This window comes from Janthinobacterium sp. GW823-FHT01H08 (genome assembly GCF_058797855.1).
The window spans coordinates 2968943-2985750 of record NZ_CM179504.1 but is presented as its reverse complement, the minus strand read 5'-3'; the positions used below and the strand labels follow the sequence as shown (position 1 = coordinate 2985750).

Genomic DNA, 16808 nt, shown 5'->3' with positions numbered 1-16808 from the left:
TACCAACTACCTCATTCCAGAATATGGATCGTTAACATTCTCACCGAACTCAGTAATTGCAGAACGAATTTCTTGTTTTACCTCTGGATTCAAAATTTCATTGACAATCTCAGTCAGATACAAAAACGTATTTCCCAGTCCTAATTTCGCAACTATGCCTACCAACTTCTCCGTCGAGTCCAGCGAATCGCGGTCCCAAACATCAGTTATTGACTCGCCCAATCCTAGTCGTGTTTGTTCTGGCAAAAGATCGTAAGTCTCCCATTGTCTATCAGCCAACTCAGCCAACACGTCCATAATTAGAATCTTCTCACTTTCCGTTTCCACTTCCTTAATAACACGAATCAAAAAGTTAAATTTACTCTTTAATTGCACATCACTTAAATTATCCAACAATAATTTAACACCATCAAAATCATCAATTGTCATTTTATATCCAACGGTATATGGGTAATATTGCTCGGTTTTGCGTAAAGGTAGCCATCAGTCCCAAGTAATTTATTTCCAATCTTAATCTGCGTTGTCCACTCAGTGCCAGAATTTGAACCTGGAAACTTTGACGCAGCGACTGAATCCGGGGAGTGCCATTTTATTTCCATTTTCGTACCATTCACTTCGTACTTGAACTTAAATCCGTCAGAAATTGAGTTCGATGGCAAAAACGTATCAACCGTGCTACCAGGAACGAAATTAAGCAAATCATCAGAATTTATTCTTCCATTATTAATTAACTGACGTGCCCCTACAATTTCCGCACGCGCACTTAGCGGCGTATAGGCACCTACGATTTCAGGACTCACTACGGGAATATTTGTCCCAGAACTTTGTACTGCTATTTTTCCTGAGTTAGTGCTCGCAACTGGATGAGCCATTCCACCATCTGAAATACCATTTGACCCGGCATAAGGCTCGTCTCCAAGGAGGGTGTGGTTTTTTGCTTCATTCAATTTAGGTGAGGGCGATTTTACGCCACTGCTCACCTTCGAAACGATCAAATCTTCGCTACGTGCCAGAACCTTTGGCATATACTTTCCAGCTGCTGCAAGTCCAACGTTGGCCAATCCAGCAACAAATGTATTTCTTAATATATTATTTTCGCCAGGATATGTAGCAACATTAAATGAGTTAAGTACTCGCGCGCCCTCATTATTATTATATTTTCCAAAAAGCGCTTTAGACCCATCCAACATTTGGTCATAACTTAAATAAGTCAGTCCAGCAGCCCCAACCGCAACTGCACAGCTAAATCCAGTAACTGGACAGGCGGCGCCGGAGGCAGTAGTCAGCATGCCGCCACCGACCGTACCAATGGCTCCGACCCCTGTATGCACGAAACCAGTTGCGCGATGAGTCCACTCAGCAGTTTTTGTTATGCCATCTCTAAGTGAGTCGGCTGTTTCATAAACAAAATCTTTGGTCTTTTTTAGTTCATTGAGTTCTGCAGTGAAACTCGCTCCATCCCTCTGCATCTTACTCAACTGAGCAAAGTTGGGATCACTCGACGATACCCCATCTGCACATTTTACCAATGCACAAGCGGCTGCATCCAATCTGTCTTGCTGCTGCTTCGATTTTCCGGCCTTCAACGCCGTCAGTTTTTCAGCTTCGCTTAAATGTAACTGCCTGTTATAGACATCCACAGCTGTCGCGCTGCCACTCCCCTGCGCCACCGACGACAGTGCCCCAACCCCAGTCTGGCCGCTAGCACCTGCTGCGGCTAAACCACCGACGGCACCACCAAGGCTTGCAAACATTTGCTGATAAGAGTTGACCAATGATAGGCGATCCACATCGCCTAACTTCAGACGAGCAGCTTCCTTCTCGGCCAATTCCTTGCCTAGTTTTTGGCCAAGATTCCCACCCACAACTCCGGAAGCGCTACCAAGTGCGCCAGCCCCTCCGCCAGCCAATGCGCCAATCAGACCCTGCGTTCCAGCGTGCAAAGCAATACGATTTGCACCATTATCCCCCCACGATTCGTAGTTTTCTTTCGCTTGCGTGGCCAATTTCTCGAATCGCGCAACTTCTTCTTCGTTACCGCTTCTCTTCGCTTCTTCAGCCAAACTCTTATTTCTAATTATTTCCTGCTTGGCGGCTTCTTGCTTTTGTGTTCCGATGTCCCCTACCCAATTGGCAACCAAAGGCGCTGCCGCCTTGACGAACTCCTTCGTCACCTCCATCGTCGCCTGCAGCGCAGCCTTGTCAAAATTATTGCCAATCTTACCGCTGGAATCCACTCCAGTCGTCACATCGCGGTTCACACCGGCAATAGCTTCATCCACGCCCTTGCCCGTCTCCGCGCGCTGAGCCGCATCGTCGGTGATGACGATTGTCCCGCCGCTGATGCCGCTGCGGGTCGTGCTGGTGGAGTTTTCGCTAAGGGAAACGATAGCTGGCAGGCCCACTGTCTTAGCATCTTTTTTGCCAGCGACATCCGTCAGGTTCTCATTTCGTGTTCCCGTGCCAGCAAAGGACATGCCACCCGACACCCCCACGCTGCTGCCCTTCGATATCGCATGATTGGCGATATCGCTATGCGTCAAAGTCGACGTAATCAGGCTGCTGTCAAGTTTGCCCGCCTCCGTGGCACTGATGACGGCGCCCTTCAAGTCCGTATTGCCACCCACCTTGATCTGGAAGCCGCCATCACCCGCCTTGATGCCGCTTTGCTCCTGCACGCTGGCATAGTCGTTGTGCATATTGCTCTGGCTATAGCTACCGCTGACGCTGGCGCCAAAGCCGACGGTACCGCTGGCGGAGATGCTCTGGCTCTTGCTGTCGAACTTGGCCGTGTCCTGCAGGCTTTCCAGGTTCAAATTGCCCTTGATGTCGGCAATCACCTGGTTGGCGCTGGCCACGGCGCCCTTGATGTTGGTGTCTCCACCGCTGCTGATCACCAGCTTGTCGCCCGCATTCACATGCGTGTTGAGCTGCGTCGTGCCATCGCCGTCCTCATGCCCCTTGCTGCCGCTGACGCTGGCCGTGAAGCCGAACGAGGTGCCCTTGGTGCTGACAATGGCTTGCACGCCCACCGATGCACTCATGCTTGAGCTCTTGCTGTGCTGGCTTTCCGTATCCTGCGCGGCCAGCAGATTGACGTTGTTGTCGGCATGCAGGCGGATATCGTTCTTCGCGTTCAGGTCGCTGCCCAGGATGGTGATATTGCTATCCTTGCCGCCACCCGTGGCCGTGATGTTGATATTGTTGCCCGTCAACACGCTGCCGCTGTGTGTGGTGCTCGCCGTCGTTTGCGTCTGCTGGCTTTCCGAATGGCCCGCCGTCAGGCTGATGCTGATGCTTGGTCCGCCTTCCTTCATCATGTCCTTGGCCGCGGCGTTCGCCGCCATGGCCGTGGTCGCCGCAGCCATGGCCGTCACCCGGCTGTTCTTCGCCGTGCTGGCTGCCGTGCTCATGGTTTGCAAGGTCTGGATGGCGCTCACCACGCTGCCGCCCAAGGCGACGGTAAAGCCATCCTGCGTGGTCTTGGTCTCGAATTTCCCCTTATCACTATCTTGTCCCGGCGTAATTTTCACGCTGGTGCCCGCCAGGTTCAGGTCAGTGGCCGCGACAATATCGCTGCCGCCGATCTTCAGGTCCTTGCCTGCAACGATGGTCAAGGCGCCGCTGGTTGAACCCACGGTGCTGCGCGCCTGGCCGCTCTGGATGACGGCGTCACGCTCCTGGTCGGTAGTCGTGGTGCGCGTGCCATAACTGAAGCCAAAGCCGCCACCGCTCATGAAGCCGCTTTCCTTGACGTCGCGGTGGTGCAGTTCCTTGCTCGTTTCGCTTGCCGCGGCTATGCTGATATCGTTCTTCGCCAGCAAACTGGCGGAGCCATCGCTGAGAATTTGCGCGCCCGTAAGCTTGATGTCGTTGCCTGCAGCAAACGTCACCGTAGCGCCGCCAAAAGCACTGCCGGCCGAGGTACCCAGGTCCAGCATGTCGCGCGTGGTGATGGTCTTCTTGTTCAGGAAACCCTTGCCGGTCTGTACATGTCCCTCGTCGACGGTAAGCTGGTTCGTGCCAGCGCTCAGCACGATGTCATGGCCCGCCGTCACAGACAGGCCCACGCCTGCCTGCACATCGGCTGCCCGGGCAGTCAGATCGTTGCCGGCCTGCAGCACAATGCTGCCACTGCCCTGGATCTGGCTACCCACCTCGGTACTGCTGCTGTCCTTGCGGTAGTTTTTCGCATCCCAGCTCAGGCTGCTGCTGCTGGCCGTCGTCAAGGTTCCCAGGTTGATGTCGCGGCCGGCGTTGACGATGGTCTGGCCATCCTTGCCGGCATTGCCGATGACCCCGGCAAGCATGCTCACGTCGCGGCCCGCAGACACCACCAGCGTTCCGCCGCCACTGCTGCCATCACCGGTCACGTACAGCCCCGCCACCCGGTCGATATCCGTGCGGCTGAAACTGTTGCCTCCAGCGCTGCTGCTGGCACTTTGCGTGGTGCTGGCAATATGGATGTCGCGCCCGGCGGTAGCGATCAACTCGCTGTTGGCCGAGATCGTGCCGCCGATATTGTTCAGGTCGTTCCTTGCGGCCACGGCGACGGCGTCGCCGTTCAGGCGGCCACCCATGTTTTCCACATTGTCCGCGGTCAGCTTGACAACGCTGCGCCCGGCAATCGTGCCACTGTTGGTCAGGTCGCCCGACAGATTGATATTGATGTCCTTGCCGGCCAGCAGTGCTCCGCTACCGTCCAGGTCTCCTTCACGCAGGCGCAGATAAATTTGCGGTACCAGCGCTTTCTGCACCGAGCCATCTGGCAGCGCCACGTCGCGTTCGACCAGCCAGACAATATCGCTCGTCAGCGCTGCCATTTGCTCGGCCGTCAATGCAACACCAGGATGCAGATCGTAATTCTTCGCATATGCCACGCCGGCGTCCATCAAGGCACGGTATTGCTGCTCGTCGTTCGTGTAGTCGCCGACAAAGCGCTGCCCCGTCAACTGCGCCACCTGTTCGCGGATCAGCTTTTGTTCATAGAAGCCGTCGCCCAGGCGTTTTTGCGTCACCGACGGGTCCACCTTGACCTGATTGAGCAGATAGTCGGAACCTGTCCATTCGCGGAAATTGGCAAAGCGCGGATCCGTCTCGACCAGGTAACGCGACGACAACGACGGCAAGGTGCGGAACAGGCTTGCATTGGGCAAGGCCGTTGACGGGCTGCTGGTGCGCACGAACTGCGCCCGGCCGGAAGCGTCCGTAAGCGCCACTTGCGCAATGCCGGGCAGGCGTGTCTGGCCCGGTACGCCACCCAGGCCGGCAGCCTGCGCGGCGGTGCCGGATGCATTGCCGATGCTGGTGCTGCCCGCCGGCGCCAGGCTGGCCTGGCCGTGTGCATCCGCCCCCGTCACGCGCCCCACCTGCATGTCGGCGGGCAGCACGCCCAGTGTCGCTTCCGTGACGCCGGCCCCGCGCGCCGCACCCGGCACGCCACCGACGCCGGTCGCCGCGGAAACGCCTCCGGAGGCATTGCCGATGCTAGTCGTGCTCCCGGACGCCAGGCTGACCTGGCCAAGCTGATTCGAACCTGTCACGGTGGCGGCAAGCGCGCCGGCGACCGTACGAACGAATCCCCCCTGGCCGGCCTGGCCGAGGCGATCCGTGCCAGTAGTTGAAGCTGTACCGCCGACATGCTGCACCTCTTGGGCCATGGCACCCGTTGCCGCCGTGCCAAGCGCAATGGCGCTCGGGTAAGCACCAGTCGGGCCATTGCCTTGTTGAACCGCATCGACTGCGCTCCCGGAGACGCTGCCGACAGTGCCGCCCAGGCCGGCCCCCGCCACCCGCGTCGTTCCGTTCGGCCCACTGCCGCCGCTGGCCGCGCCGGCCTGACGGCCTGCCGCATTGTCAACCCCGGCCAGGCCTGCCAGCACGCTGACAATGGCCTTGCCCTGCACTTGCGCGCTGGCCGCGCCGGCCGCGCTGGTGGATGCATTGACGCCGCCAGTAGCGGCGCCGGACAAGCTGATGCCGCTGCCCTGCGGCGTGGCAAACTGTTCTTCCCGCGCAATGTTAAGAGTGATGCTCTCGGTTTTCTCGGCCCCGGTAAAAGCCGCCGGTTTTCCAATGCTGGTACTATCGCGCCCTTTTTTGAACTTTCGCTTGTATAGGGTCGCCGTACCTTTGTCAGTACTGATTTTCTGTCCCTGCGTCTGTCCATTCCTGATGCGGCTGCCATGCATGTCCAGCAGCCCGCCCGCGATGATATGGCTGTCTTCGTTGGCAACCAGGTCGGCACTGATGGAGATATTGCCGCCAGCAATGATGCGCCCGGGGTCGGAACTGACGATCTCGCTCTGGCGCGAAGTACGCGTGGTCTTGTAGAGCGTCCACACTTCATACGTGCCATCTGGCGTGCGCAGATGCAGCGACTCGTCATCATATGTCTCCACGCCCGGCGTGCCGGCGACATAGCGTTTCGCCGCGCCGGCGCCCTGGTACTCGGTCACGGACTCCTGTTTCGTCGATGAGGACATTTTCATCTGAATATGCTTATTCAGATTATTGATCTGGGCAGCGCTCATGCTCAGGCTGCCCAACGCTTCGATGGTGGCGCTGGCGTTATTCAAGACCGCCGTGCGCCCGGTCGCTTGGCGATTGCCGTCAATACTGCCGCCGATAGACAGGCTGTTGGCGCTGAAAATCAGCGCGTGTTCGAAGTTATTGATGGTTTGTGCGCCAATCTGCAGGTCGTTGCGCGCAGCGATGGTCGCGGCAACACCATTTTCCACATCATTGTTCAGGGTCCCGGCACCAATGCTGAGCTGATCACCATAGATGCGTCCGGTGCCAATGTTATGAATGATGTTTGCATTAATCTCAGTGGCAACACCGTCGATCACGCCCCGATTCACCAGCAGACCGCCGGCACTGAGGCGTGTGATGGTCGCGCTGATGTCACCGTAGGCCGTGTTATCGATGTTGGAATTGGTACGCAGGGTCAATGTGCCGCCCGCGCGCACTTTGCCCATGTTCAGGAATTGACCACCGGTGGCGATGCCAAGGTTGCGGTTGGCGACGAGCTCCGCACCGGCGCCATGGCTATAGCCACCGCTCAGATCGAGGTTCATGTCCAGCTGCGACAACAGGCGTCCATCGCCCGTCAGACTGGCGGCACGCACATCGGCCAGCGCGCCGGCAATCACCGTCCCTCCCGTATTGATGATGGCAAGGCTGCGGTTCGCCGCCAGATCGGCCACGCTCAGCGCCCTGCCGGCGCTGGCCAGACCTTGTGTATTATCAAAAACACCTGAGCCGACGATATCCAGATTGCCATCGGTGCGCAACGCTCCCGCCCGGTTGCTCAGCGAGCCCGTCGTCAGGATGGCGTTAATCGCCTCGATACCCTGGTTACTGCCTTGCGTCGTGCTGTTGTCGATCGTGCCCGCCGTCAGGCTGACCGTGGCGCCGGAGCGTATCAATCCATTCCGGTTGTCGATGCCGCCGGGAGTAGCGAACGACAGCTTGCCCACCACCTGTATCTGGCCATTCTGGTTATCGAGGCCAGCGCCAGACAACGCCAGGCTGGATTGGCCGACGATCTGCCCACCCGCATTGTTGATCAAACCGGTGGTGCCGCTGATCGCCCCTGCCGCACCGAAATAACCTGCCGTGTTGTTCCAGCTGCCTATCGACAGAACGGCGTCGCCACCGCTGACGATGCCGCCGGCATTGCCCTGGTTGCGCGCAGCATAGGCGCCAGCGCTACCGTTGCTCAGGACCTGGCCGCGCGTGTCGATGCGCATGCCAGCGCCAGACTGCAACAGGCCGCCATCATTCGTCAACGGGCCGGAGTACACGCTCAGCGTCTCGCTGGCGGCGATGGTGCCCAGATGGTTATCCAGCGCCCATAGGCCCGTATCGATCCGGATATTCTTGCCAACAATCATACCGGCGGCGCCTTGTCCGGCAGCGACCGTATTGCTCAAGTCAGCACTCCGAAGCGTGATGTCGCCAACGGCCTGCAGCGTGCCGCCGTCGTTTTTCAAGACGCCGCCGCTGATGACATTCAAGTTACCTGCCACTGTCGCAACCTTACCGCCGGTATTGTCCAGGAACCCAGCCGCCAGTTCGACGTTACCCGTCGCGGCCAGCAAGCCGGCCTCGTTGCGCAGCACCTGGGCCGCGCTGGCGTGCAGCGTACCGCCAGCCGTCAGTTTGCCGCCCTGGTTCAACAGCTCGCCCACCGCCGCCGTGAAATTGCCGCCGGCTGCGATCACGCCACTCTTGCTGTTGTCCAGCGTGCCGCCACCGCGAATATCCAGGCTGCCGCTGCCAGCCGCCTGCAGCGTGCCGCCCTGGTTATTCAAAGAGTAGGCAGCGATGCTGGTGCTGCCATTGCTGGCGATCGTGCCGCCGCGGTTATCCAGGCTCTGGCTGGCGCCGATAGCGGTCTGTCCGAGGCCGAGTTGGGTAATATTTCCTTGACGATTGTCGAGCGTACCGGATGAGATCGTTACCTGCTGCGCGATCGTGCTGGCATTGCGATGGTCAAGCGCCGCCGCGGTCATGTCCAAACTGCCATTCGAGGTGATCTGGCCCCGCTGGCCGCTGATCTGGCCTGCATGCATCGTCAGTGTTCCGCTACCCGCATGTTCGATCTTGCCGTCCGTATTTGCCAGCACGCCAGCGTTCAGGTTCAAACTGACGCTGTTGACGGCGATGCGTCCGCTCGTATTATCGAGTACGCCGCCGGGCGAAGTGAGGTTGAGCGAACTGGCGCCACTGCCCGTCTGGATGATGCTGCCCTGTACATTGCCCAGGTTCGCCACTTGCACGGTCAATTGACCTGTGCTGACCTGGCCGCGGCCGTTCTCCCAACGCTGGCCATAGTGATTGGCGGCATGGACTTCGAGTGTGCCAGGGGTCGTTACCACGGCGCCGCTGGTGGAGACGTCACCCGCGCTCGCGTTCAGCGCGATGTTCGACGCACTGGTTTGGCTCCCCGCCACATCCACCGTAGCACCGCTGAAAACCATGTTGCCCGCAGCCAGATTCTGACCGGAGGCGCGCAAGGCCTGGGCCGTCGTCACGTTCAGGTTGCCTGCGGCCAACAAACTGCCATCGGCCTTGACGCCCGCAGCCAGCAAACTCGACGCGGAACCGGTCAGACTGCCTGCATTGATCGTGTTGTGTCCTTGCGCCAGGATAGTGCCAGTATTGCTGACATCGCCCGAGGCACGCAGAGTCTGGTTGGCACCAGCATACAGGCTGCCGCTGTTGACGACGTTGGCGGCAACCGTATTCAGGTCGATACTGGCAAACACCTTGCCGCCAGTATTGTTCAGGTCGCCGATAGCCAGCTCCGCATTGCCATCGAGCGCCTGGATCTGGCCGCGCGTATTATCCACTGCACCACCGCGCAGTGTCAGCTTGCGCCCACCCAGAATATTTCCCTCAGTATTGTTCAAAGCCGTACTGGCGTTCACACCGAGATTCTGTGCCGAAACAAGACGGCCATGGTCGTTGAGCAGGGTCGCCGTTTCGACCTGCACATCGCCATTGCCCTCGATCTTGCCGCCGCTGTTGTCCAGACTACGCGTGGCAACGATGCTCGCCAGGTCGGTTCCTAACTGGATGATCTCGCCCTGACGATTGTCCAGGGCACCGCTCGTCACCGTCAGCTGGCGCGCAATCGCGCTGGCATTGCGGTGATCGACGTAATCGGCCGCCACTTGCAGCGCGCCATTACCCGTGAGCTGGCCACGCTGGCCGTAAAGATGCGTGGCGTGGATATCCAGCACACCCTTGCCCGCATGTTCGATCTTGCCATCGATATTCGTCAGGTCGCCCGCCTGCAGGCGCAGATTGGCGCTGTTGACGGCGATGCGCCCGCCGGTGTTATCCAGCTTGCCCGTCTCGATGACCGTGTCGCCCGTGCCCGTCTGTATCAAGGTACCCTTGGTATTGTCCAGATTGGCCACCCGCAGGGCCAGCTGCCCGGCGCTCAGGCTGCCGCCCTGGTTGACCAGTGCCTGCCCGTTGGCGGCATTCGCCGTGATGGCCAGCAAGCCATTCGTCGATACGATGGCCTTGCTGGTCGTCACATTGCCCGTCAAGGCCGTCAAGCCGACATTGGCTGCGCTGGTCTGGCTGCCGCCCACGTCGACCGACCCGCCCGTCAATTGCAACTGGCCCGCCGCCATGTTCTGGCCGCCAGCTTGCAAGGCGCCGGCCGTTTTCACCGTCAAATCGCCAGCCGAGGCAAAGCTGCCATCGGCGCGCATGCCTGCCGCCAGCAATCCATTGCCGCCCAGGCTGCCCGCCGTGATCGCCGTATTGCCCAGGGCCGCCAGCGAACCGGTATTGCTGAGCAAACCACCGATCTCCAGGGTCTGGTTGCGGCCCGCATACAGCACGCCAGCGTTGAGGACGTCGCCGCTGACCTTGGCCGTGATATCCGTGCCCGCGCCGAGTGTGCCTTGTACGTTGCGCACGCTGGCCGCATCCAGGCTCAAGGCGCCCGTGCCTGCCTGCAGCAGGCCGCGCGTATTGTCGATGGCGCCGCCCAGGTGCAGATCGGTCGCCGCCGCGATCACGCCGTCGGTATTGACGAGTGCGCCAGTGCTGACGATGTCGGCGGACGTTGCCGAGGTGATTTTGCCCTTGGTATTGTCCAGGCTGCCGGTCTGCAGCGACAACACGCCGTTGCCGGCCATCTCCCCATTCGTATTATCGAGCTGGCCACTGACGGCCACCGTCATACCGCCCGCGCCCGTCTGCAGCAAATGGCCACCCCGGTTGCTCAAGCTGTCAGCCTGCACGCTCAGGGACCGCCCCGTGGTGGTGGCGTTGGCATGGTCAAACAGACCGGCCTTGAGATCGACGGCGCCATTGCCGATGATGCTGCCGCCTGCGCCCTGCAAGGTGGCCGCCGTGATGGCCAGGGTACCTGCACCCGCATGCTCGATCTTGCCGCCCGCATTCGTCAAGCTGGCCGCGCCCAAGATCAAATTATTACTATTGACGGCGATGCGTCCCACGCTATTGTCCAGTTTGCCCGTCTGGATGACAGTGTCGCCCGTGCCCGTCTGGATCACGGTGCCCTTGGTGTTATCCAGGTGACCCACGTGCAGGTCAAGCTGGCCGGCACTGAGTTGCCCTTCCGTATTGCGCAAGGTATCGTGCGCGCGGACCGTCAGCGTGCCCGGCGTGCTCACCACGGCCTTGGCGGCCAACACATCGCCGCTCGTCGCGGCCAGGCTGATCTGCGTTGCACCGGTCTGGCTACCCGTGATATCCACATTGGCGCCCGACAGGTTCGCCGCGCCGGCCGCCAGGTTCTGGCCATGTGCGGCCAGCATGTGCGCGGTATTGATCGTCAAGTCACCAACCGTGCCCAGCTTGCCATCGGCCTGCATGCCTGCACCGATCAAGCTGCTTGCACTGCTATCGAGGCTATTGGCCGCAAGACTGGTATTGCCTTGCGCCGCAATCACACCCGTATTGGCGACGCCGCCGCTGGCGGTAATGGATTGATTCCCGGCAGCATACATGCTGCCCGTGTTATTCAAGCTGAAAAGCGTGGCGTTCAAGTTGGCGCCTGCAAACACGCTGCCAGCAGTGTTGTGGAGCTTGCCGACGTTCAAGGTCGCGTTACCGGCAACGGCTTGCAATTGCCCCTTGGTATTGTCGATGTCACCACCGTTCAAGACCAAGTGACGCCCGGCCGCCACCGTGCCTTCCGTATTGTCCAGGCTTCCCGCTTTCAATTCGACATCTTGCGCCGCCACGACGCGGCCCGTATTGTTCAGCAAGGCGCCAGCTTTCACCAATGCATCGCCATTGCTCTCGATCTTGCCGCCCGTATTGTCCAGCTGCCCGGTGGCAGTCACCGTCAGCATGCCCGCGCCCGTCTGCGCCAGACTGCCGGCGCGATTATCCAGACTGCCGGCGTTGACGGTCATCTGATTCGCCACCGTCGTCGCATTGCGGTGATCGAAGGCGACTGCCGTGATGTCGAGCTTGCCATTGCCCGTGATCTTGCCGAACTGGTTGTTGAACTGGCCCGCGTTGATGGACAGTATGCCCGCACCTGCATGCTCCAGCTTGCCGTTAAGGTTCGTCAACACCGTCGCGTTCAGGGCCAGGTTATTACTGTTGACGGCGATGCGGCCGGCCGTGTTGTCCAGCTTACCGGTGGTAATCACGGTATCGCCTGTGCCCGTCTGCACGATGTCGCCGCTGGCATTGTCCAGATTCGCCACATTCAACTGCAATTGGCCCGCCACCAGCTGACCCTGGCTGTTCACCAACGCCTGGGCATTATTGGCATTGGCGGTGATGGCCAGCACGTTGCTGGCGGAAATGACTGCCTTGTTTGTCAGTACGTCGCCGCTGCGCGCGGTGATGGCGATATTGCCAGCGCCCGTTTGGCTGGCCGACAGATCTACGCTGGAACCCATTAGCACGGCGCTGCCCGCCGCCAGGTTCTGCCCGCTCGCTTGCAGCACGCCATCCGCGTTGACGGTCAGATTGCCTGCCGTACCCAGACTGCCATCCGCTTTCATGCCGGCACCCAGCAAGCCGCTGCTGGTGACGCTGCCAGCGGAGATCGTTGTGTGATTGGCGGCGGCGATGGAAGCCGTGTTGTTCAGCAGACCGCCCACGGTCAGCTGCTGGTCGCGGCCCGCATACAGCAAGCCGGAGTTGTTCAGATCGCCACTGACCTTGGCCGCCAGGTCCGTGCCCGCGCTCAGCGTGCCCTGCTGGTTCAGCAGGCTGGCCACATCCAGCGCCAAGGCACCGGTGCCCGTTTGCACGACACCACGCGTATTGTCCAGCGCGGTACCACCGACCTGCAGGTCGGTGGTCGCCGCCAGCACGCCATCGGTGTTATTCACAGCGCCCTTGCTGGCGACAGATGCCGCAGCCGCGGACGTGATGCGGCCCTTGCTGTTGTCGAGTACGCCTGCCCGCACCTGCACGCCGCCGTTGCCGCCGATCTCGCCGCCGCTGTTGTCGAGCTGTCCCGTCGTGGCTACCGTCATCGCCGCATCGCCCGTCTGCAGCACATGGCCGCCACGGTTGCTCAGGCTATCGGCCTGCAGCGTCACTTGCTGCCCCACCGTGCTGGCCTGGTCATGCCGCATGATGCCCGCGTCGATGCGCACCAGGCCATTGCCGAGGATGCTGCCGCGCTCGCCATCGAGCGTTGCCGCGTGGAGAGCCAGCGTGCCGTTGCCCGCATGTTCGAGCTTGCCATCCGTATTCATCAGCTTGCCCGCATCCAGGGTCGCATTCGCGCTGTTGACGGCGATGCGGCCGCTGGTGTTGTCCAGTACGCCGGCCGGCGTGCTCAACACGATGCGCGTATCGCCGGCGCCCGTCTGCACCACGGTGCCGCGGCGGTTGTCCAGGTTACTCAGTTGCAAGTCCAGCTGCCCCGCGCTCAGTTGCCCCTGTTCATTGACCAGGGTCTGGCCCGCATGTGCTCCCGCCGTCACCGCCAGGGTGCCCGGCGTCGTCAGCAGTGCCTGGCGCGTCAGCACATCGCCCTGTGTCGCCGTCAATGCGATGTTCGCCGCGCCCGTCTGGCTGCCCGTCAGGTCCAGCGCCGCGCCGCTCAGGGCCAGCTGGCCCGCCGCCAGGTTTTGTCCCTTGGCCAGCAGCGCCTGTGCCGTCGTCACGCGCAAGTCGCCCGTCGCCAGCAAGCCGCCATCGGCCTTCACGCCCGCACCCAGCAGGCTCGATGCCGAACTGTCCAGGCTGGCCGCCTGGATCGTCGCATTGCCCTGCGCCGCGATCACGCCCGTGTTCACAATGGCGCCCGTCGCCTTGAGCGTTTGATGCGCGCCTGCGTACAGGCTGCCGCTGTTGTCGACCTTGCCGGCCGCAATCGCCAGGTCGCCCGCTGCAAACACGCTGCCGGCCGTATTCCGCAAATCGCCGATGGCCAGGCTGGCCGCACCGGATACCGCCTGGATCTGGCCGCGCGTATTGTTCACGTCGCCGCCACGTATATTCAGGCCGCCTGCCAGCACGCCTCCATCGGTATTGTCCAGCGAGCCAGTAACGATCTCGGCCGCGCCGGCGAACGCCAGGCGCCCGTTCTGATTCAACAGCATGTCGGCGCTCAGCGCCATGTCGCCATTGCCTTCAATCTTGCCGCCACGGTTGTCCAGATGACCGGTGGCCGCCACGCTGCCACTGCCAGTTCCCGTCTGCGTGACGCTGCCCTGGCGATTATCCAGGGTGCCGGTATGCAGCGTCACCTGCCTGGCCAGCAATGCGCCGTCGCGGTGGTCGAAGCTATCGGCCGTCACGACCAATGCACCGTTGCCTGAGATCTGGCCCCGCTGTCCATACAGGTTCGTGGCGCGAATCTCCAGCGTGCCCGTGCCCGCATGTTCGATCTTGCCATCGATATTCGTCAGCGCCCCTGCGCCCAGACTCAAGTTGCCGCTGTTGACGGCGATGCGCCCACCCGTATTGTCCAGCACGCCCGTGTCGATGACGGTACTGCCCGCGCCCGACTGCACGATCGTCCCCTTCACATTGCGCACATTGGCCGCCGCCAGCGCCAGTTGTCCCGCACTCAGCTGGCCGCCCGCATTCACCAGTACCTGCCCATTGTTGCCGTTGGCCGTGATCGCCAGCAAGCCTGCCGTGCTCACCTGCGCCTGGCTGGTGAGGACGTCGCCTGCGCGCGCCGTCAGCGCAATATTCGCAGCACTGCTCTGGCTGCCCGTGAGGTCCAGCGCGGCGCCGTCCAGCACTGCGTCGCCCCCTGCCAAGTTCTGGCCTGTCGCCCGCAAAGCCTGCGTAGCCGTTACGACCAGGCTGCCTGCCTGGCCCAGCGTGCCATCGGCCCGCATGCCCGCGCCCAGCAAACCGCTGCTGTCGATGCTGCCTGCTTGCACACTGACATCGCGCCCCGCCGCCAGCGAGCCGCTGTTGCCGAGCGTGCCGCCGACGACCAGGAGCTGGTCGCGGCCCGCATACAGCAAGCCGGAGTTGTTCAGATCCCCGCCGACCTTGGCCGCCAGGTCCGTGCCCGCGCTCAGCGTGCCCTGCTGGTTCAGCAGGCTGGCCACATCCAGCGCCAAGGCACCGGTGCCCGTTTGCACGACACCACGCGTATTGTCCAGCGCGGCACCGCCGACCTGCAGGTCGGTGGTCGCCGCCAGCACGCCATCGGTGTTATTCACAGCACCCTTGCTGGCGACAGATGCCGCAGCCGCGGACGTGATGCGGCCCTTGCTGTTGTCCAGCACGCCGGCCCGCACCTGCACGCCGCCGTTGCCGCCGATCTCGCCGCCGCTGTTGTCGAGCTGTCCCGTCGTGGCTACCGTCATCGCCGCATTGCCCGTCTGCAGCACATGGCCGCCACGGTTGCTCAGGCTATCGGCCTGCAGCGTCACTTGCTGCCCCACCGTGCTGGCCTGGTCATGCCGCATGATGCCCGCGTCGATGCGCACCAGGCCATTTCCGAGGATGCTGCCACGCTCGCCATCGAGCGTTGCCGCGTGGAGCGCCAGCGTGCCGTTGCCCGCATGTTCGAGCTTGCCATCCGTATTCATCAGCTTGCCGGCATCCAGGGTCGCATTCGCGCTGTTGACGGCGATGCGGCCGCTGGTGTTGTCCAGTACGCCGGCCGGCGTGCTCAACACGATGCGCGTATCGCCGGCGCCCGTCTGCACCACGGTGCCGCGGCGGTTGTCCAGGTTACTCAGTTGCAAGTCCAGCTGCCCCGCGCTCAGTTGCCCCTGTTCATTGACCAGGGTCTGGCCCGCATGTGCTCCCGCCGTCACCGCCAGGGTGCCCGGCGTCGTCAGCAGTGCCTGGCGCGTCAGCACATCGCCCTGTGTCGCCGTCAATGCGATGTTCGCCGCGCCCGTCTGGCTGCCCGTCAGGTCCAGCGCCGCGCCGCTCAGGGCCAGCTGGCCCGCCGCCAGGTTTTGTCCCTTGGCCAGCAGCGCCTGTGCCGTCGTCACGCGCAAGTCGCCCGCCGCCAGCAAGCCGCCATCGGCCTTCACGCCCGCGCCCAGCAGGCTCGATGCCGAACTGTCCAGGCTGGCCGCCTGGAGCGTCGCATTGCCCTGCGCCGCGATCACGCCCGTATTCACAATGGCACCCGTCGCCTTGAGCGTTTGATGCGCGCCTGCGTACAGGCTGCCGCTGTTGTCGACCTTGCCGGCCGCAATCGCCAGGTCACCCGCCGCAAACACGCTGCCGGCCGTATTCCGCAAATCGCCGATGGCCAGGCTGGCCGCACCGGATACCGCCTGGATCTGGCCGCGCGTATTGTTCACGTCGCCAGCATTCAAGGTCAGGGAAAGTCCAGCAGCCAACACACCGCCCGTGTTGTTCAGGCCCCCGGCAACGTTCATGTTGACGGCCTGCGCTGCGGCAATGCGGCCATGCTCGCTCAGCACACTGGCTGCCGACAGGCCAAGACTGCCGTTGGTTTCCAGCCTGCCGCCGCTATTCTCCAGCCCCCGCGCAACATCCACCGTTGTTTGCTCGGTTCCGGTTTGAATGAGGCTGCCACCGCGGTTATCCAGCGTACCTGCTTGCACAGTCAGATGCCTGGCCAGCGTTGTCGCCTCGCGGTGGTCCACTGCGTCAGCCGCGAGCGCAAGGTCGCCATTGCCGGTTATCTGTCCACGCTGATTTGCCAGCGAGGCGGCATGAATAGCAAGGGCACCCGTGCCCGCATGTTCGATCTTGCCGCCTGTATTGACCAGCGCCGCCACATCCACGGTCAGGTTGTGGCTATTGGTGGCAATCCGTCCAGCACTATTATCGAGTTGACCAGGCAGACGAAGCGCAAGGTCGCCTTCGCCAAGTTGCAAAAT

2 protein-coding genes are annotated in these 16808 nt (G+C 61.5%); both read right to left on the bottom strand.

Annotation, left to right across the window (positions count from 1 at the left end):
* Positions 1-6 precede the first annotated feature (6 nt).
* Positions 7-429, bottom strand: a complete 423-nt coding sequence (locus AC3RCG_RS13380) for a hypothetical protein (protein ID WP_492401680.1) — start codon at positions 427-429, stop codon at positions 7-9.
* Positions 426-16706: a hemagglutinin repeat-containing protein gene (locus AC3RCG_RS13375; protein WP_492490448.1), complete on the bottom strand. Its 16281-nt coding sequence runs from the start codon at positions 16704-16706 to the stop codon at positions 426-428. The genes AC3RCG_RS13380 and AC3RCG_RS13375 overlap by 4 nt, the downstream gene beginning before the upstream one ends.
* Between the last annotated feature and the right edge of the window lie 102 nt (positions 16707-16808).